Origin of the sequence: Streptomyces sp. NPDC051582, from assembly GCF_040681715.1 — a bacterium.
GTDB lineage: Bacteria > Actinomycetota > Actinomycetes > Streptomycetales > Streptomycetaceae > Streptomyces.
Window position 1 is genome coordinate 20,097 of record NZ_JBFAZJ010000028.1, and the last position, 19,337, is coordinate 39,433.

General features: G+C 73.0%; 14 protein-coding genes and 1 pseudogene. 5 read left to right on the plus strand and 10 right to left on the minus strand.

Going from position 1 to position 19,337, the window contains the following annotated elements:
• Positions 1 to 14 precede the first annotated feature (14 nt).
• Both AB0M92_RS29815 and AB0M92_RS29820 read right to left on the minus strand, forming a co-directional pair.
• The gene (locus AB0M92_RS29815) at positions 15 to 1,289 is read right to left on the minus strand and encodes a HAMP domain-containing sensor histidine kinase (protein ID WP_366105417.1); all 1,275 of its coding nucleotides are present in this window, start codon (positions 1,287 to 1,289) and stop codon (positions 15 to 17) included.
• Positions 1,286 to 1,996 carry a hypothetical protein gene (locus AB0M92_RS29820; RefSeq protein ID WP_366105418.1) on the minus strand — a complete coding sequence of 237 codons (711 nt, stop codon included), beginning with the start codon at positions 1,994 to 1,996 and terminating at the stop codon, positions 1,286 to 1,288. The genes AB0M92_RS29815 and AB0M92_RS29820 overlap by 4 nt, the downstream gene beginning before the upstream one ends.
• A gap of 237 nt (positions 1,997 to 2,233) precedes the next feature.
• Between AB0M92_RS29820 and AB0M92_RS29825 the strand changes: the two genes are divergently transcribed.
• Positions 2,234 to 2,653, plus strand: coding sequence for a gamma-glutamylcyclotransferase family protein (locus tag AB0M92_RS29825; RefSeq protein ID WP_366105419.1), 420 nt, complete (start codon positions 2,234 to 2,236; stop codon positions 2,651 to 2,653).
• Between the two features lie 64 nt (positions 2,654 to 2,717).
• On the opposite strand, the gene dnaG is transcribed toward AB0M92_RS29825, so the two are convergent.
• From dnaG to AB0M92_RS29845, 4 genes and pseudogenes are all read right to left on the minus strand, one after another.
• Entirely contained in the window at positions 2,718 to 4,637 is a 1,920-nt protein-coding gene (gene dnaG / locus AB0M92_RS29830; protein ID WP_366105420.1) for a DNA primase, read from the minus strand.
• A gap of 54 nt (positions 4,638 to 4,691) precedes the next feature.
• Positions 4,692 to 5,957: an FAD-dependent oxidoreductase gene (locus AB0M92_RS29835; RefSeq protein WP_366105421.1), complete on the minus strand. Its 1,266-nt coding sequence runs from the start codon at positions 5,955 to 5,957 to the stop codon at positions 4,692 to 4,694.
• A 93-nt stretch (positions 5,958 to 6,050) separates the two neighbouring features.
• Complete coding sequence (locus AB0M92_RS29840; protein ID WP_366105422.1) at positions 6,051 to 7,394, minus strand: deoxyguanosinetriphosphate triphosphohydrolase; 1,344 nt, start codon at positions 7,392 to 7,394, stop codon at positions 6,051 to 6,053.
• A gap of 65 nt (positions 7,395 to 7,459) precedes the next feature.
• Positions 7,460 to 8,355 (minus strand): annotated as a pseudogene (locus AB0M92_RS29845) (CbiX/SirB N-terminal domain-containing protein).
• A 235-nt stretch (positions 8,356 to 8,590) separates the two neighbouring features.
• Between AB0M92_RS29845 and AB0M92_RS29850 the strand changes: the two are divergent.
• The 4 genes from AB0M92_RS29850 to AB0M92_RS29865 all read left to right on the plus strand — a co-directional run bounded on the left by AB0M92_RS29850 (position 8,591) and on the right by AB0M92_RS29865 (position 13,590).
• The gene (locus tag AB0M92_RS29850; RefSeq protein ID WP_366105493.1) at positions 8,591 to 9,247 is read left to right on the plus strand and encodes an ElyC/SanA/YdcF family protein; all 657 of its coding nucleotides are present in this window, start codon (positions 8,591 to 8,593) and stop codon (positions 9,245 to 9,247) included.
• Positions 9,248 to 9,279: 32 nt separating this feature from the next.
• Entirely contained in the window at positions 9,280 to 10,074 is a 795-nt protein-coding gene (locus AB0M92_RS29855; RefSeq protein ID WP_366105423.1) for an SDR family oxidoreductase, read from the plus strand.
• Positions 10,075 to 10,176: 102 nt separating this feature from the next.
• On the plus strand, positions 10,177 to 12,258 hold the full coding sequence (locus tag AB0M92_RS29860; protein WP_366105424.1) for a molybdopterin oxidoreductase family protein: 2,082 nt from the start codon (positions 10,177 to 10,179) through the stop codon (positions 12,256 to 12,258).
• Positions 12,259 to 12,504: 246 nt separating this feature from the next.
• Positions 12,505 to 13,590 carry an RNA polymerase sigma factor gene (locus AB0M92_RS29865; protein ID WP_366105494.1) on the plus strand — a complete coding sequence of 362 codons (1,086 nt, stop codon included), beginning with the start codon at positions 12,505 to 12,507 and terminating at the stop codon, positions 13,588 to 13,590.
• 75 nt (positions 13,591 to 13,665) lie between these two features.
• Here the strand turns inward: AB0M92_RS29865 and AB0M92_RS29870 are convergent, their stop codons facing one another.
• The 4 genes from AB0M92_RS29870 to AB0M92_RS29885 form a co-directional block, all read right to left on the minus strand.
• Entirely contained in the window at positions 13,666 to 15,588 is a 1,923-nt protein-coding gene (locus AB0M92_RS29870) for an ABC transporter ATP-binding protein (protein WP_366105425.1), read from the minus strand.
• Positions 15,585 to 17,318: an ABC transporter ATP-binding protein gene (locus AB0M92_RS29875; protein WP_366105426.1), complete on the minus strand. Its 1,734-nt coding sequence runs from the start codon at positions 17,316 to 17,318 to the stop codon at positions 15,585 to 15,587. Before AB0M92_RS29875 ends, AB0M92_RS29870 begins: the two co-directional genes overlap by 4 nt.
• Positions 17,319 to 17,477: 159 nt before the next feature.
• Entirely contained in the window at positions 17,478 to 18,932 is a 1,455-nt protein-coding gene (locus tag AB0M92_RS29880; RefSeq protein WP_366105427.1) for an FGGY family carbohydrate kinase, read from the minus strand.
• Between the two features lie 73 nt (positions 18,933 to 19,005).
• Entirely contained in the window at positions 19,006 to 19,308 is a 303-nt protein-coding gene (locus AB0M92_RS29885) for a YtxH domain-containing protein (protein WP_366105428.1), read from the minus strand.
• Positions 19,309 to 19,337 lie beyond the last annotated feature (29 nt).

The following is a 19,337-nucleotide window of genomic DNA, read 5'->3' on the forward strand; positions in this document are numbered from 1 at the left end:
GCCCGGCCCGCCGCTCACCCCGCGGGCAGCGTCACCGTCGCCGCCGCACCCGCCGGCGCCGGGTTCGACAGCGTCACCCGCGCCCCGATCACCTGCGCCTGGCCGAAGGCGATCGTCAGGCCCAGCCCCGTCCCCTGCCCCCGCTCGGCCGCACCCGTCAGGAAGCGCTGCGGCCCCTCGCGCAGCAGTTTCACCGGGAAGCCCGGGCCGTGGTCCCGTACCGTCACCCCGTTCCCGCAGACCGTCACCGTGACCGGCTCCACACCATGTCGACGGGCGTTGACCAGCAGGTTCGTCAGGATCCGCTCCAGGCGCCGGACATCGGTGCGAACCACCTCCGGGCAGTCCGCGCCGATCACCCGCGCCGTCACCCCCGACCGCTGCGTGATCTTGGCGACCAGCGGACCCAGCGCGTGCGCACCCAGCTGCGCCTCCTCCCGGCGCGCGTCCAGCCGCGCCACCTCCAGCAGGTCCTCGGTGAGCGTCCGCAGCGCCGCCACCCGGTCCCGCACCAGCTCCGTCGGCCGCCCCTCCGGCAGCAGCTCGGCCGCGGTGTGCAGCCCCGTCAGCGGGGTCCGCAGCTCGTGCGCCACGTCCGCCGTGAACCGCTGCTCCGCTTCCAGCCGCTGCTGGAGGCTGGCCGCCATCGTGTCGACCGCCGAGGCCAGCTCGGCGACCTCGTTGCGGGTCCCCGGCACGCCCGAAGCCCCGATCCGCGCGTCCAGTTCACCCTCGCTGATCCGGCGGGCCGTCTCGGCCGCCGTCCGCAGGTCCTTGCTCAGCCGGCTCGCCATCAGCGCACCGCCGATCGCCGCGAGCGTCACGACCCCGGCCCCCGAGGCCACCAGTTGCCGGTTCAGCTCGACCAGTTCGGCCTGCTCGGCGGCCAACGGCCGCCGTACGGACAGCACGTGGTCCCCGCCGACCGGGCGCGCCGCCCACACGGCCGGATCCGGACCGTTCAGGTCGAGGTAGGTGGTGCGCTGCCCCGCCAGGGCCGCCCGGCGCAGCGGCCCCGGCAGCTGCGGGCAGTCGATCCACGCGTCGGCCTCACCCACCTTGTCCTCGTCCAGCCGCCCGGTGAGCTCGTACACCTGGCGTACGCGGATCAGCTGCGCGAGCGCGCTCTCCCGGGCGGCCTCGCCCACCTGCTGCGCCCGCGCCTCGTGGATCAGTACGCCGATGGTCACGGCGACCAGCGAGCAGCCGACCGCGAGCAGGATCGAGATCTTCCAGCGCAGGCCGAGGGCCCGCAGGAGGTCGCGGCAGCGGACCAGGAGGGGCCTCACTCGCACACCTGGCCGTACCGGTCGGTGCGCTTCGGCTGCGGGGTGGCCGGGTCGCCGTCGCAGCCCGGTACGGACTTGCTGTAGCGCCGCTCGTCGCTGACGACCCGCATCCGTTCGCCGTCCCAGTGGTAGCGGACCGCCTGTTCGGAGCCGTCGTCGGCGGCGGTGCGCAGCAGCAGGTCGCCGCCGATCGTCTCGGCGGCCAGCCGGCGGCCGACGGTGAAGAGGATGGGGACGATCCGGGTCCCTTCGGCCGTGTAGACAGTCAGCGCGGTGCGCCCCGTCTCCGCGTCGGCCGCGACGATCAGGTCCTGGCCCCCGTCGCCCGTGAGGTCGCGGAAGACGGGCGGGCGGATCCCGGCCTTGCCGGGCGCGCTGATCCAGCCCTTCGCCGCGAACGGCTTCATCTGCTTGTCGGCGCGTACGACGTCCTGCACGTTCACCGCGGGCAGCCCGCCGGGCCCCACCTCGGGCGCGTTCTTCAACGGCTGTGGCGGGGGCTCCCGGGTGCCGACCGACGTGCCCGGCCCCGAGACGGACCGGTCGGTCCACAGCGGCCAGAGCGACTCGGGCCGCGGCTGGGCCGATACGGGCGGCGCGGCCTCGCCGACGCCCAGTCCTCCGGGCGCGGAGCAGCCGCCGGCGGCGAGTGCGCAGATGAGGGCGCACAGGAGGGCGGCGGCGAGGGGGCGGGTGGGTCGCGTCATGAGGAGCCAAATGGGTTCTAGGGGAGGACGAACCGACGGTAGTCGGCGACGATCACGGGCACCGGGAGGTTGTGTAACAGCGGTGCGTACGGTGGAGGGGCACCGGCGGAATCGGGACCAAAGTCCCGGGCCGCGTGCCGTCCGCCGTACCCGAGGGAGGGCTCCGTGACATCAGCCGACCGGCCGCAGCCGCCACACCCGTCGCACTCGGTGGGCCGCCGCCGAGATGACGGCCGGATGACCGCCGAACTCCCCTTCTTCGTGTACGGGACCCTGCGCCCCGGCGAGGTCAACCACGACCTGTTCCTGCGGGGCCGCACGGCCGCCGAGGAGCCCGCCCGGCTGCCGGACGCGCTGCTGTACGACGGCCCCGGCTACCCGTACGCCGTCCCGCACCAGGGATCGGAGATCGTCGGCGAGCTGGTCACCGCGGCCCCCGGCGCGTACGCGGCGCTGCTGGCCGAACTGGACCGGCTGGAGGAGTACCACGGCCCCGACCGGCCGCTGAACGTCTACGACCGGGTCCGCCGGGACGCGCTCCGCCCCGACGGCACCCGGACCGCCGCCTGGGTCTACCTGGCGGCCCCGCTGCTGGCCCGCAGGCTGCGCGAGTCCGGCACCGAGATACCGGGCGGCGACTGGTTCCGCCGGACGTAGCGGCCGGGTGCGCGGGCGCGGGCGGGCGTACGCGGGCGGGCGCACGTGGCCGGGAGTACGCGGGCTACAGGCCCTCGGCCCCGCGGTTGCGCAGGCGCTGCCCGTACTGCTGGAGGACCCAGAGCTCCTCCTGGACCGCCGCCAGTTGCTCCGGCGGGGCCTGGGTGCCCAGGCGCGACATCGTGCCCTGGATCTCGTGGACCCGGCGGTCGACCGCGCGCAGCCGGACCTGGACCAGCTGGACGCCCGCGTACACCTCGTCCACCGTCTTGGCGTGGATGGCCTCGACCGCCAGCTCCGTGACCAGCGCGCGGACCGTGTCGTTCGGCGCGGCGTCGCGGACCCGGGCCAGGTAGTCGTCCGTGCCCAGGGAGGCGCCGCCCGCGGCCTGGATGGCCTCGCGGACCGCCGCGTACGGCGGGGCGGTGAACTCGTCGACCCCGTAGGCGTCGAAGGCCGGAGAGACCAGGGCCGGCCGCTGGAGCGCCAGCTTGAGCAGCTCGCGCTCGGTGCGGTGCGCGGGGCTGCGCAGGTTCAGCGCCGGTCCGCCGCCCGCGGGGGTGCCCGGCGCCGGGGCCGTCTCGTACGAGGACGCCTGCGACGGCCGGCCGCGGCCCTGCTGCTGCCCGCCGCCCTGGCCGCCCCGCTCCCGCGCCCAGCGCGCCAGCTGCGCGACCCGCTTGACGACGAACTGCTCGTCGCGGATGCCGAGCATCCCGGCGAGCTGGACCGCCGACTCGTGCTGGATCGCGATGTTCTTGATGTTGGCGACGACCGGGGCCGCCTCGTCCAGCGCGGCCGCCCGGCCCGCCGGGTTCTCCAGGTTGTGCCGGGCCACGATGTGCCGCAGCGCGAACTCGAACAGCGGGGTACGGGCCTCCACCAGCCCGGACACCGCCGCGTCCCCCTGCGCCAGGCGCAGATCGCACGGGTCCATGCCGCCGGGGGCGATGGTGATGGAGGTTTCGGCGGCGAACTTCTGGTCGTCCTCGAAGGCGCGGAGCGCGGCCTTCTGGCCGGCCGCGTCCCCGTCGAAGGTGAAGATCACCTCGGCCGTCGCGTTGTCCATCAGCAGGCGGCGCAGGATCTTGATGTGGTCGCCGCCGAAGGCGGTGCCGCAGGTCGCGATCGCGGTCGTGACCCCGGCCATGTGGCAGGCCATCACGTCCGTGTAGCCCTCGACCACCACGGCCCGCGAGGTCTTCGCGATCTCCTTCTTCGCCAGGTCGATGCCGTACAGGACCTGGGACTTCTTGTAGATCGCCGTCTCGGGGGTGTTGAGGTACTTCGGCCCGTTGTCGTCGTCGCGCAGCTTGCGCGCGCCGAAGCCGACCACCTCGCCGCTGATGTCGCGGATCGGCCACATCAGCCGGCCGCGGAAGCGGTCGATGGGTTTGCCGCTGCGGCTGTCCTGGGCCAGGCCGGAGGTGATCAGCTCCTTGTCGCTGAAGCCCTTGCCGCGCAGGAAGCGGGTCAGGTGGTCCCAGCCGGCCGGGCTGTACCCGACGCTGAAGTGCTCGGCCGCGGCCTGGTCGAAGCCGCGCTCCGCCAGGAACCTGCGGCCGATCTCGGCCTCGGCACCGCCCAGCTGCTCGACGTAGAACAGGGCGGCGGCCTTGTGCGCCTCGACCAGCCGGATGCGCTCGCCGCGACCGCTGGTGCCGGCGGTGTACCCGCCCTCCTCGTACCGGAGGGTGATGCCGGCCTGTCCGGCCAGGCGCTCGACGGCCTCCGAGAAGGAGAGGTGGTCGATCTTCATGATGAAGTCGAGGGTGTCCCCGCCCGCCTGGCAGCCGAAGCAGTGGTAGAGACCCTTGCTGGGGCTGACCTGGAAGGACGGGGACTTCTCGTCGTGGAAGGGGCAGAGGCCCTTGAGGTTGCCGCCGCCCGCGTTGCGCAGCTGGAGGTAGTCGGAGACCACGGCGTCGATCGGGACCGCGTCCCGTACCGCCTTCACATCGTCGTCGTTGATCCGTCCTGCCACCCGTGAAGTCTACGGCCGGGCGCCCACAATCCCGTCAGGCCCCCTCCGCACCTCCTACCCCTCCACCAGGGAGTCCAGCGGAACCGACGGGTCCGCCAGCGCCTCGCGGTCGACCGGGGTCTTCGACCGGATCAGCGCCTGGATGTGCTCGGTGACATCCCACACATTCACGTTCATCCCGGCCAGCACCCGCCCGTCCGACAGCCAGAACGCGATGAACTCCCGCTTGGCCACGTCCCCGCGGATCAGCACCTGGTCGTAGCCGCCCGCCGGGGCGTAGCCGGAGTACTCCAGGCCCACGTCGTACTGGTCGGAGAAGAAGTACGGCACCCGGTCGTACGAGACCTCCTGGCCCAGCATCGCCCGCGCCGCGGCCGGGCCCCCGTTGAGGGCGTTCGCCCAGTGCTCGACCCGCAGCCGGGTCCCGAGCAGCGGGTGGTGCGCGGCGGCCACGTCCCCGACGGCGAACACGTTCGGATCGCTGGTGCGCAGCGAAGCGTCCACGGCGATGCCGCCGCCGTGCTGGCGGTCGACCAGCGCGAGCCCGGAGGTCTCGGCGAGCGCCGTCCGCGGCGCCGCCCCGATCGCCGCGAGCACGGCGTGCGCCGGATGCTCCTCCCCGTCGTCGGTGCGGGCCGCGAGCACCATGCCGTCGTGTCCGACGATCTCGGTGAGCCGCGCCCCGAAGTGGAAGCGGACCCCGTGCTCCGCGTGCAGGTCACCGAAGAGCCGGCCGATCTCCGGACCGAGCACCGCGTGCAGCGGCGTGGCCAGCGGCTCGACCACGGTGACCTCGGCCCCGTACGCGCGGGCCGCGGCGGCGACCTCCAGGCCGATCCACCCGGCGCCCGCGATCAGCAGGTGACCGTTGTCCCGGCCGAGGGTGGCCAGTACGCCCTTCAGCCGCTCGGCGTGCGCGAGCCGGCGCAGGTGGTGCACCCCGACCAGGCCCGTGCCCGGGATGTCGAGGCGGCGCGGCTCGGCCCCGGTGGCCAGCAGCAGCTTGTCGTAGTGCAGCGCCGTGCCGTCACCGAGGACGATCTTGCGGGCCTCCCGGTCCAGCTGGACCGCGGGCTGGCCGAGGTGCAGCTCGATGTCGGCCTTCGCGTACCAGGACGGCTCGTGGACGAAGACGCTGTCGCGCTCCTCCTTGCCCTGGAGGTACCCCTTGGACAGCGGGGGCCGTTCGTAGGGGTGGTCGCGCTCGTCGCCGACCAGGATCACCCGCCCCGTGAACCCCTCGGACCTCAGCGTCTCCGCCGCCTTGGCCCCGGCGAGCCCTGCGCCGACGATGACGAATGTCCGGTGTGCGTCGACCACCTGATGCCTCCTCATAACCTCTCCGCCACATGCGACCACATGCGAGCGTCCCGCACTGAGCCCGCCGCGTGAAGGGGGAATGGCCCGATCGGCTCACCCGACCGCACGGCGCGCGCGCCGTGTGAGCCGGGCGTGCAGGGAGCGCGCGGAGGAGTCCGTGAGCGCCGCGATCTGGTCGATGACCGCCCGTTTGCGCGCTCTGTCGTCGGGCGCGGCATCGAAGATCGCCCGGAACTGCGGGTCCAGCCCCTCGGGGGCGCGGGCGCTGAGGGCCTCGGCGAGTTCGGCCAGGACGATGCGCTGGTCGGCGCGGAGCCGCTCCTGCTCGTCGCGCTGCATCACGTACAGGTCGGCCACCGCCTTGAGGACCGCGCACTCGTTGCGCGCCTCGCGCGGGACGACCAGCTCCGCCGCGTACCGGGTCAGCCGGCCGGAGCCGTACGCCTCGCGGGTGGCGCCCTCGGCGGCCAGGCAGAACCGGCCGATCAGCTGGCTGGTGGCGTCCTTGAGACGGGCCTGGGCGACGGCCGACCCGTCGTACCCGTGGGGCCACCACTCCTGCTCCATCAGCCGGTCGAGGGCCTCGCGCAGCTCCTCGGGCCCGGTGTCGGCCGGTACGTAGCGGCCGATCGCGACCTGCCAGATGGCGGTGCGCTCGGGCTCGGCGAAGAGGAGGTTGGGGTCGAGGTGCCCGGCGTGCAGCCCGTCCTCGAAGTCGTGGACGGAGTAGGCGACGTCGTCCGACCAGTCCATCACCTGGGCTTCGAAGCACTTGCGGTCGGCGGGCGCGCCGCGCCGCAGCCACTCGAAGACCGGCAGGTCGTCCTCGTACGCGCCGAACTTGACCGAGTCGGGATCGGTGGGGTGGCCGCCGCGGGCCCAGGGGTACTTGGTGGCGGCGTCCAGGCAGGCCCGGGTGAGGTTGAGGCCGACGCTGACGAGCTCGCCGGTGGCCGGGTCGGGCACGAACCGCTTCGGCTCCAGGCGGGTCAGCAGGCGCAGCGACTGGGCGTTCCCCTCGAAGCCGCCGCAGTCCTTGGCGAACTCGTTCAGCGCCTCCTCGCCGTTGTGGCCGAACGGCGGGTGGCCCATGTCGTGCGAGAGGCAGGCGGCCTCGACGAGGTCGGGATCGCAGCCGAGGGCCGCGCCGAGCTCGCGGCCGACCTGGGCGCACTCCAGGGAGTGCGTCAGCCGGGTCCGGGGGCTGGCGTCCCAGTCGTACGAGCGGCTGCCGGGGGTGACCACCTGGGTCTTCCCGGCGAGGCGGCGCAGCGCGGCCGAGTGCAGCACGCGGGCGCGGTCGCGCTGGAAGGCGGTCCGGCCGGGCCGCTTGTCGGGCTCGGCGGCCCAGCGCTCGGTGTCGGACGCGGCGTACGGGGCGCCGGGGGCGTCCGGGTCGGGGTGCGGGACGGGTGCGGTGCGTTCCATGCCTTCCATGCTCAGACGGTAACCGGGAACACCGACAATGCGACCAATCTGAGCAATTCGCGCGGGCGAGGTCTTTATGCGGTGGCCAGTTCGAGGGGGGCGGAGGCGGGCAGGGAGGTGCGCTGCCGGGCCAGGGCCTCGTCGTAGCGCCGCAGTACGAGGCGGGCCAGGGCCGGGTGGTCGCCGAGCGGCGCGGAGGCGGGTCCGGGCGCGGCGGCGGCGCACTGCGTGGCGAAGCGGCCGGGGGCGGTGAAGTACGAGGCCACCGCGATCCGGTGGTGACCGTGGGCGGCGAGGGCGCGGAGGGCGTCGGGGACGGTGGGGACGGCGGCGGAGGCGTAGGCCGGTACGACGGGCGCGCCGCCGAGGCGTTCGGAGAGCAGGCCGGCGGTGCGGCGGGCGTCGGCCGCCGCGTCGGGGTCGCGGGAGCCGGCGGCGGCGAGGACGACGGCGGTGCCCGCGCCGGGGACCCAGCCGGCCTCCAGGAGCCGCTCGTACAGGGCCTCGACCAGCAGCGGATGCGGGCCGAGCGGGGCGGCGACGCGGGTGTCCAGGTGGGCGGCGCGGGCGGCGGCCGCGGGGAGGTCGCGCTTGACGTGGTGCCCGCGGCCGAGGAGCAGCGGGACGAGGACGGCGGCACCGGTCGTCTCCCGGAGGGTCTCGCCGAGCAGGGGCCGGTTCAGCTCGATGTGGCCGAGCCGGACGTCGAGGCGGGGGCGGAGCTCGCGGACCCGGTCGAGGAGGGCCAGGGCGGCGGGGAGGGCGCGGGGGTCACGGCTGCCGTGGGCGACGGCGACGAGGGTGGGCTGCATGAGAGGGCTCCGTCGGACCGGCCCCCCGCCGGGCGCCAGGGGCGCAGACCGCTGAGCTGCGTGCCGAGTTGGGTGGTGATCCGGGTCAGCAGCTCCGTGGCGGTGGCGGGGGGAAAGGGGAGGGACAGGGACTCGGGAGGGTGCACCAACTCCGTCATGAACCGATCCTGCGGGCCGCAGATGTCGGTGGCGTTGCGCAGGGGTGACGGGTGTTTACCGGTAGCTCACCCGCTCATTCGTACGAGTGAAAGGCGGGGCGCGGGGAACTGGGGTGCGGGCGTAGATCGTCAATGTGTGCGAACGAGGTGTGGCGCAACGGGGGGATCGACCATGAAGCGGACCTTGAAGCCGGTGTGGAAGCGGAAGCGGAAGCCGACGCCGGCGGCGGGCTGGATGAGGACGGTGACGGGGCGGCGCCGGGCCGTCCAGGCGGTGGTGGCCGGGTGCGTGCTGTTCCTGCTGCCCTCGGCGTGGACGCACGCGGCGGCCGCGGACCGGCTGCGGAGCACGGCCGACGCTCCGGCCGCCGAGGTGGCGGTGGTGTTCGGGGCGGGGCTGTGGAACGGGCGGCCGACCCCGTATCTGGCCGGACGGCTCGACGCGGCGGTGGAGCTGTACCGCACGGGCAAGGTCAAAGTGGTGCTCGTCACCGGGGACAACAGCCGCACCGAGTACGACGAGCCCGACGCGATGCGGACGTACCTGGCGGCGCACGGGGTGCCGGACGACCGCGTCGTCAGCGATTACGCCGGGTTCGACACCTGGGACTCCTGCGTCCGGGCCAAGGAGATCTTCGGGGTGAAGCGGGCGGTGCTGATCAGCCAGGGCTTCCACATACGCCGGGCCGTCGCGCTGTGCGACGCGGCGGGCCTGGATGCGTACGGGGTCGGGGTGGACGACGAGCACGACGCGACCTGGTACTACGGCGGCACGCGCGAGGTCTTCGCGGCGGGCAAGGCCGCGCTGGACGCCGCCTTCAAGCCGGAGCCGCGGTTCCTGGGGCCGAAGGAGCAAGGGGTGTCGCGGGTCCTGGCTGCTCTGGCAGACTGATGCACCGTCGGCCCGGTATGCCGATTAGTCATATGGCTTCGTCAGGGGTGTGGACCGTGGCTGTTGTGGATCTGACCGGCAAGACCGTCGTCATCACCGGGGGAGCGCGCGGGCTGGGCGCGGCGGCCGCACGGGCCGTCGTGGCCGGGGGCGGCAGCGTGCTGATCACCGACGTGCTGGAGGCGGAGGGCGCTTCGACGGCCGAGAAGCTGGGCGGCGCGGCGCGGTTCCTGCGGCACGACGTCACGAGCGAGGCCGACTGGCAGGCCGCCCTCGACCACGCGGTGGCCGAGTTCGGGCGGATCGACGGCCTGGTGAACAACGCCGGCATAGCCACCGGGCAGCTCCTGGAGCACGAGAGCGTCGAGCACTTCCGGCAGGTCGTCGAGATCAACCTGGTCGGCACCTTCATCGGCATCAAGACGGCGATACCGCTGTTGCGGGCGGGCGGCGGCGGCTCCATCGTCAACATCTCCTCGGCGGCCGGGCTCATGGGCCTGGCGCTCACCGCCGGGTACGGAGCCTCCAAGTGGGGCGTGCGCGGCCTGTCGAAGATCGGCGCGGTCGAGCTCGCCGGGGCGGGGATCCGCGTCAACTCGGTGCACCCGGGCATGACGCTGACCCCGATGACCGCCCCGATCGGCATCCAGCCCGGCGAGGGCGGCTTCCCCGGCGCCCCGCTGGGCCGGGTCGGCGCCCCGGAGGAGACGGCGGCGGCCGTCGCCTTCCTCCTCTCCGACGCCGCCGCGTACATGACGGGCGCCGAACTGGCCGTGGACGGCGGCTGGACGGCGGGCCCGCCGATACCGAACCTCGGCGGGCGGTAGCACCGGTCCTCACCGGGTGGCGGCGGGCGTGCTGAGGTGGTCGTACGGGAGGCGTAACCGGAGGCGGCGGCCGGCGTAACACCGGCGGCGCACGCTGGCCGTATGCGCACCCCGGATCCCGCCACCGCCACGCACTGCCCGTACTGCGCGCTGCAATGCGGGATGAATCTCCGCCCTGAGCCGGGCGGCGCCGGCGTGGTGGTGGAGGAGCGGGCCGATTTCCCCGTGAACCGGGGCGCGCTGTGCGGCAAGGGGCGGACCGCCCCCGCCGTGCTCTCCTCCCGGGTGCGCCTGACCGGGCCGCTCGTCCGCACCCACGCCACCGGGCGGCTGGAGCCGGCCACCTGGGAGGAGGCCCTCGACGCCGTCGCGGAGGGCCTCGCCCGCACGGGCCGTACGCACGGACCCGACGCGGTCGGGGTGTTCGGGGGCGGCGGACTGACCAACGAGAAGGCCTACGCGCTCGGCAAGTTCGCCCGCGTCGCCCTGCGGACCTCGCAGATCGACTACAACGGCCGCTTCTGCATGTCCTCGGCGGCCGCCGCCCACCAGCGGGCCTTCGGCCTGGACCGCGGACTGCCCTTCCCCCTGGAGGACATCCCGCGGACCGGCTGCGTCATCCTCGTCGGCTCCAACCCGGCCGAGACCATGCCGCCCGCCCTGCGCTACCTCACCGAACTCAAGGCGAACGGCGGCACGCTGATCGTCGTCGACCCGCGCCGCACCCGCACCGCCGAGCAGGCCGACCTGCACCTCGCCCCCCGCCCCGGCACGGACCTCGCCCTGGCCCTCGGCCTGCTGCACCTGGTCGTCGCCGAGGGGCGCACCGACGAGGAGTTCATCGCCGGGCGCACCACCGGCTGGCCGCAGGCCCGCGCCGCGGCCATGGCGCACTGGCCGGAGCTGGTGGAGCGGATCACCGGCGTACCCGTGCCCAAACTCCGCGAGGCCGTCGCCCTGTTCTGCGACCCGGCCTCCGCGATGGTGCTGACCGCCCGCGGTCCCGAGCAGCAGTCCAAGGGCACCGACACCGTCAGCGCGTGGATCAACCTCTGCCTGGCCACCGGCCGCGCCGGCCGCCCGCTCTCCGGGTACGGCTGCCTCACCGGCCAGGGCAACGGCCAGGGCGGCCGCGAGCACGGCCAGAAGGCCGACCAGCTCCCCGGCTACCGCAAGCTCACCGACCCGGCAGCGCGGGCGCACGTGGCCGAGGTCTGGGGGGTCGACCCCGAGACCCTGCCCGGTCCCGGCCGCAGCGCCTACGAACTCCTCGACGCCCTCGGCACGGAGGTGAAGGCCCTGCTCCTCATGGGATCCAACCCGGTGGTCTCGGCCCCCCGCGCCGCCCACGTCGAAGACCGCATCCGCTCCCTGGACTTCCTGGCCGTGGCGGACGTGGTCCTCTCCGAGACGGCGGCCCTCGCGGACGTGGTCCTCCCCGTCGCCCAGTGGGCGGAGGAGACCGGCACCACCACCAACCTGGAGGGCCGCGTCCTGCTGCGCCGCCGGGCCCTGACCCCGCCGCCGGGGGTGCGCACCGACCTGGACGTGCTGCATGGCCTGGCCGACCGCCTCGGCATCGAGAAGGGCTTCCCGACCGACCCCGAGGAGGTCTTCGGGGAGCTCCGCCGCGCCTCGGCCGGCGGACCGGCGGACTACTCGGGCATCTCCTACGCCCGCATCGAAGCCGAACAGGGCGTCTTCTGGCCCTGCCCGGACGACTCCCACGCCGGTACCCCGCGCCTGTTCCTCGACCGCTTCGCCACCGACGACGGCCGGGCCCGCTTCGCGCCCGTCTCCCACCGCGAGGCCGCCGAGGTCCCCGACGCCGAGTACCCGCTGCTGCTCACCACCGGCCGCGTGGTCGCCCAGTACCAGTCGGGCGCCCAGACCCGCCGCGTGGACGAGCTCAACGCGGCCGCCCCCGGCCCCTTCGTGGAACTCCACCCGCGCCTCGCCACCCGTATCGGCGCGGTCGAGGGGGCCCCGCTCGCGGTCGTCTCCCGCCGCGGCCGCGCCGTGGCCCCGGCCCGCATCACGGACACCATCCGCGCGGACACGGTCTTCATGCCGTTCCACTGGCCGGGCGAGGGCCGCGCCAACACCCTGACCAACCCGGCCCTCGACCCGGTCTCGCGGATGCCGGAGTTCAAGGTCTGCGCGGTCCGCGTGGAGCCGGCCTGACCGCCGGTCGCCTCCGACCGCCGTCCACCGGCACGAGCGCCCCCGGCCCCGGGCCCCCGGGGGCGTTTGCACGGCATCGAACCTCTCGGACATGCGTCCGGTCCGCATCGGGATTCCCGGCGGCGGGTAACCATCCGGTCACGCACCGGACTCAGAAAGTGCTCGCACGCCCCTCGTGGCAGCGATGTGTCGTACCCCACACTGAAGTGCGGTGCCCCCGTCCTCGGAGCCCTGGAGGTCGCCCCCGTGCAGACCCAGATCCTGACCGTCAACGCGAGCCCGCCCGTCCAAGACACCGAGGCCACCGCCGGTGAAGAGCCCGAGGTCGACGCCGTGGACGAGGAGCTCGAAGAGCCCGAGGCAGCGGAGCTCGTCGAGCAGGTGCCCGAGCCGCGCCGGCGTGCGGACACCGGCGGAGCCGGCCCCTCCGCCGACCTGTTCCGCCAGTACCTGCGCGAGATAGGCAGGATCCCGCTCCTCTCCGCCGCCGACGAGGTCGAACTCGCGCGACGCGTCGAAGCCGGCCTGTTCGCCGAGGAGAAGCTGGGCAACACCCCCGACCTCGACCTGCGCCTCGCCCTCGACCTCGACAAGCTGGTCGTGATGGGCCGGATGGCCAAGAGGCGCCTCATCGAGTCGAACCTGCGGCTCGTCGTCTCCGTCGCCAAGCGCTACGTGGGCCGCGGGCTCACCATGCTCGACCTCGTCCAGGAGGGGAACCTCGGGCTCATCCGGGCCGTTGAGAAATTCGACTACGCCCGCGGCTACAAGTTTTCCACCTACGCCACCTGGTGGATCCGGCAGGCGATGTCGCGGGCCCTCGCCGACCAAGCCCGCACCATCCGCGTGCCCGTCCACGTCGTCGAGCTGATCAACCGGGTCGTCCGCGTCCAGCGCCGCATGCTCCAGGAGCGCGGGTACGAGCCCACCGCCGAAGAAGTCGCCGTCCACCTGGAGCTGACCCCCGAGCGGGTCCTGGAAGTGCTGCGCCTCGCCCAGGAGCCGGTCTCCCTCCACGCGCCGGTCGGCGAGGAGGACGACGTGGCCCTCGGCGATCTGATCGAGGACGGGGACGCCGCCTCGCCCATGGAGTCCGCCGCGTTCTTCCTGCTCCGCGAGCACCTGGAAGCGGTGCTGTCCACCCTCGGCGAGCGCGAGCGCAAGGTCGTGCAGCTGCGCTACGGCCTGGCCGACGGCAGGCCGCGCACCCTGGAGGAGATCGGGCGGATCTTCGGCGTGACCCGCGAACGCATCCGGCAGATCGAGTCCAAGACGCTCAACAAGCTCCGCGACCACGCCTTCGCCGACCAGCTCCGCGGCTACCTGGACTGAGTACGGAGACTGACACGGAGAAGGGGTGCCCCCCCCGTCCGGAGGGCACCCCCACGCCAAACCGAGCCCCCGACGCTAGTCGACCTCGGCCACCGCCTGAGCGAACTGCGCCGCGTACAGGCGCGCGTACGCGCCCTCCGCGTCCAGCAGTTCCTCGTGCGTGCCCTGCTCCACGATCGAGCCGTTCTCCATCACCAGGATCACGTCGGCGTCGCGGATCGTGGACAGCCGGTGCGCGATCACGAAGGACGTACGGCCGTGCGCGAGGCGTGCCATCGCCTTCTGGATCAGCACCTCGGTACGGGTGTCCACCGAGCTCGTCGCCTCGTCGAGCACCAGGATCACCGGATCCGAGAGGAACGCCCGGGCGATGGTGATCAGCTGCTTCTCGCCCGCGCTGACGCCCGCGCCCTCGTCGTCCAGCACGGTGTCGTAACCGTCCGGAAGGGTGCGGATGAACCGGTCCGCGTGCGCGGCCCGCGCCGCCTCCTCGATCTCGGCGCGCGTGACCTCGCGCGCCGCGCCGTAGGCGATGTTCTGCGCGATGGTCCCGCCGAACAGCCACGTGTCCTGGAGCACCATGCCGATGCCGCCGCGCAGTTCCTCGCGGGTCATCTTCGCGATGTCCACCCCGTCCAGGGCGATCTCGCCGCCCGTGACCTCGTAGAACCGCATCAGCAGGTTCACCAGCGTGGTCTTGCCCGCACCCGTCGGACCGACGATCGCGACCGTGTGGCCCGGCTCGACCGTCAGCGACAGGTTCTCGATCAGCGGCTTGTCCGGCTCGTAGCGGAAGGCCACCTTGTCGAGCGTGACCTGGCCACGGATCCGCTCCGGACGCTCCGGAACCTCCGCGTCCGGCTCCTGCTCCTCCGCGTCGAGCAGCTCGTACACCCGCTCCGCCGAGGCCACACCGGACTGCACCAGGTTCGCCATCGACGCGACCTGCGTCAGCGGCATCGAGAACTGGCGCGAGTACTGGATGAAGGCCTGCACGTCACCGATCGACAGACTGCCCGAAGCCACCCGCAGACCACCGACGACCGCCACCAGCACGTAGTTGATGTTCGAGACGAAGAACATCACCGGCTGCATGATCCCGCTGACCAGCTGCGCCTTGAACGAAGCCCGGTACAGGGCCTCGTTCTGCTCGGCGAAGACCGCCGCGGACTCCTTCTGCCGGCCGAACACCTTGACCAGCGTGTGGCCCGAGTACATCTCCTCGACGTGCGCGTTCAGCGCGCCCGTCGACTTCCACTGCGCCACGAACTGCGGCTGAGACTTCTTCCCGATCTTCGCCGCGACGAACACCGACACCGGGATCGTCACCAGCGCGACCAGCGCCAGCAGCGGGGAGATCCAGAACATCATCGCCAGCACGCCGACGATCGTCAGCAGCGAGTTGAGCAACTGCCCCATCGTCTGCTGGAGCGTCTGCCCGATGTTGTCGATGTCGTTCGTGGCCCGGCTCAGCACCTCACCGCGCTTCTGCCGGTCGAAGTACGACAGCGGCAGCCGCGAAAGCTTCCCCTGGAGCTCCTCGCGCAGCCGGTACACGGTGCCGTTCATGATGTGGTTCGACAGCCTCGTCGCCACCAGCATCAGCAGACCGGCGAGGGTGAACACCACCAGCGCCCAGATCGCCACGACCCCGACGGCACCGAAGTCGATGCCCTCGCCGGGGGTGAAGTCGGTGCCGGACAACATGTCCGCCATCCCGCCCTCACCCTTGGCGCGCAGCCCGTCCAGGGCCTGCTCCTTGGTGATCCCGGCCGGCATCTGGCGGCCGACGATCCCCGCGAACACCAGGTCGGTCGCCTCGCCGAGGATCTTCGGGCCGACGACCGAACAGCCGACGCTGCCGACGACGGCGAGGACCATGCCCCAGAGCCTGCCCCGGTCCTTCGCGATCTGGCTCAGCAGCCGCTTGCCCGAGCCCTTGAAGTCCATGGACCGCTCGGCCGGCCCCATCATCATCCGTCCTCCGGGCCCGCTCATGCGGCCTCCGCCTCCGTCAGCTGGGAGAGCACGATCTCCCGGTAGGTCTCGTTGTCGGCCATCAGCTCGTGGTGGCGTCCCTCGCCCACGACCTGGCCCTCGTCCAGCACGATGATCCGGTCGGCGTCGCGGATCGTGGAGACCCGCTGCGCGACGATGACCACCGTCGCCTCCTCCGTCTCGCGGGAGAGCGCCGAGCGCAGCGCCGCGTCCGTCGCGTAGTCGAGGGCGGAGAAGGAGTCGTCGAAGAGGTAGATCTCCGGGCGCTGCACCAGCGTGCGGGCGATGGCCAGGCGCTGGCGCTGGCCGCCGGAGACATTGGTTCCGCCCTGGGTGATGGGCGCTTCCAGACCGCCCTCCAGCTCGGAGACGAAGTCCTTGGCCTGCGCCACCTCCAGCGCGTGCCACAGCTCCTCGTCGGTGGCGTCGGGACGCCCGTACCGCAGGTTGGAGGCGACGGTTCCGGAGAAGAGGTAAGGCTTCTGCGGGACCATGCCGACCGTCTTGGCCAGCAGCTCCGGATCGAGGCGCCGTACGTCCTCACCGTCGACCAGCACATCGCCGCCGGTCGCGTCGAACAGCCGGGGGACCAGGCCCAGCAGCGTGGACTTGCCGCTTCCGGTGGAGCCGATGACCGCGGTGGTCTCGCCGGGGCGGGCCACCAGGTCCACTCCGCGCAGCACCGACGCCTCGGCGCCCGGGTAGCGGAAGTCGGCGCCGCGCAGCTCCAGCTGCCCGCGGGCGAGCAGCTTGCGTACGGGGTCGGCGGGCGGGACCACGCTGGACTCGGTGTCCAGGACCTCCTGGACGCGCTCGGCGCAGACCTCGGCGCGCGGCACCATCATGAACATGAAGGTGGCCATCATCACGGCCATGACGATCTGCATCAGGTAGGCGAGGAAGGCCGTCAGCTGGCCGATCTCCATGCCGCCGCTGTCGATGCGCATCGCGCCGAACCAGATGACGGCGACGCTGGAGATGTTCACGACCACGATGACGGTCGGGAACATCAGCGCGAGCAGCTTGCCGGCCGCGAGGGAGACCCCGGTCAGGTCGGCGTTGGCCTCCCGGAACCGGTCCTTCTCGTAGTCGTCGCGGATGAAGGCGCGGATCACGCGGTTGCCGGTGATCTGCTCGCGCAGCACGCGGTTCACGGTGTCCAGACGGACCTGCATCTTCCGGAACAGCGGCCGCGTCCTGAACACGATCGCGCCGACCGACAGGCCGAGGACGGGGACCACGGCCAGCAGCACGCCCGACAGCTTCACGTCGAGCGAGAGCGCCATGCCGATGCCGCCGATGCACATGATCGGCGCCGAGACCATCAGCGTGAAGGTCATCAGGACCAGCATCTGGATCTGCTGCACGTCGTTCGTCGTACGCGTGATCAGCGAGGGGGCGCCGAACTGGCCCAGCTCGCGCGCGGAGAAGCTCTGCACCCGGTCGAAGACCGAGGCGCGGATGTCGCGGCCGACGGCGGCCGCGGTACGGGCGCCGAAGTAGACGGCGCCGCAGTTGCATACGAGCTGGACGAAGGAGACGCCGAGCATCAGGGCGCCGAAGCGCAGGATGTAGCCGGTGTCGCCGCTGACGACACCGTTGTCGATGATGTCGGCGTTCAGCGTGGGCAGGTAGAGGCTCGCACTGGTCTGCAGCAGTTGGAGCAGGACCAGCAGGGCGATCGGTTTCCGGTACGGACCCAGATGGGTCCGCAGAAGTCGTATGAGCACGCGCAGGCTCCGGTCGGCAAGATCGAGGGGGTTCACTCCATCTTCGGCCACCGCGAGGCCGATCCCCACCGGTTTTCGCAAAGGCCGGTCAAAAGGAGTAGACCGGCCGCCGGGCCTACTCCAGCGGCAGTAGGCCCGGCGCCCGAGCGCCCCCGGAACTCAGCCCTGGAAGGCCCCCGGGTGGATCTGCTCCCGCGTCGCGATGTACTGCTGGCGCACCGCCTGCCAGGCCGGGTACTCCTCGCCCGGCTCGAAGACCTGCGCCGCCGGGCCCGGCCACACCGGTGGGGTGTGCGGGGCCAGCGTGCCCTGCTGCACCCCGAGCGCCCACGCGGCCTGGCGCGCCGCACCCAGCGCCGCGTAGTCGGCCGGCCCCGGTACGACGACCTGCGTGCCGAACAGCCCCGGAGCCGCGGCCTGTACGGCGGGCAGCTCGGCCGCCGCGCCCAGCAGGAACACCCGGCGGATCTCCACCCCGCGCGAGCGCAGCACGTCCAGCGCGTCGACCAGCCCGCACAGCATGCCCTCGAACGCGGCCCGGGCCAGGTGCTCCGGCTTCATCGAGTCCCGGCGCAGCCCGGACAGGGTCCCGGCGGTGTGCGGCAGGTTCGGTGTCCGCTCACCTTCCAGATAGGGCAGGAGTACGAGGCCGTGCGCACCCGGCGTCGACTTCAGCGCGAGCTCGGACAGCCCCTCCAGATCGGTGCCGAGCAGCTCGGCGGTGCCGCGCAGCGCCCGTACGGCGTTGGAGGTGTTCACCACCGGCAGGTGCATGCCGCTGGCGTCGGCCAGCGAGGTGATCAGTCCGCCCGGCTCCGACAGCGCCTCGTGGTGCACGGCCATCACCGACCCGGACGCGCCCAGCGAGACCACCGCGTCGCCGGGGCCGAGCCCCAGCCCGAGCGCGGCGGCCATGGTCTCCCCGGTGCCCGCGGAGATCAGCAGCCCCTCCGGCGTCATCCCGGCGGCCTCGGCCGGCCCGAGCACCTCGGGCAGCAGCGCCATGTGCCCGAGCGCCAGCTCGACCAGGTCGGGGCGGTACGAACCGGTGGCCGGCGACCAGTACCCGGTACCCGAGGCGCCGCCCCGGTCGGTGGTCCGCCGGGCCGGCCGGCCGAGCAACTGCCACACCAGCCAGTCGTGCGCGGACATCAGCACGGCCACCCGGCGGGCCGCATCCGGCTCGGTGCGGGCCAGCCAGGCCAGCTTCGCCACCGGCTGCGCGGAGTGCGGGACGGATCCGACGGCCTCGGCCCAGGCCTGCCGGCCGCCCAGCGCCTCGATCAGGTCGGCGGCGGCGACCTGGCCGCGCTTGTCGTTGCCGATCAGGGCCGGACGTACGAGGGCGCCCTGCTGGTCCAGGGGCAGCAGCCCGTGCTGCTGTGCGGAGACGCCGATCGCCTGGACGCCTTCGAGGAGCCCGCCGCCGGCGGCCTCGCCGAGGGAGAGCAGCCAGGCCTGCGGGTCGGTCTCGTGGGGGTGGGCGCTCTCGGGATCGCCCGCGGGCTGCGGATGCGGGGCGTACCCCTGGCGCAGCACGGCACCCGTGTCGGTGTCACAGACGACGATACGAGTGAAGGCGGAAGAGCTGTCCAGCCCGGCGACTATCCCCATGCGGAGAATTCTGCCGCACGCCGAGGCGGGATCCGCCGCCCGGAGGCGCCGGATCCCGCCCGGTTCCCGCGGTTCAGGTGTTGCTGGTGCCCCATTCGTCTTCCGCGCCGCCGCCGGCCCGGTCGCGCAGGCCCCGTACCCGTCCGGCCAGGGAGGAGGGCACCGCGTCGCCCACCTTGTGGCCCACGGCGGCGAAGGCCTTCCCGGCGTACTCGCGCCCCGTCTGCCCGGCGCTCTCGGCGGCGTTGCGCACCGCGGGGTTCTGCGCGATCTCGCGCGCGGACTTCTTCAGCTTCTCGTAACGCTCGCGCCCCGCACGGGTTCCGAGGACGTATCCGAGGGCCAGTCCGACCACGAACGTGACCTTGTACCGCATGCCTGCCACCCTTCGTCGTGTGGTGCCCG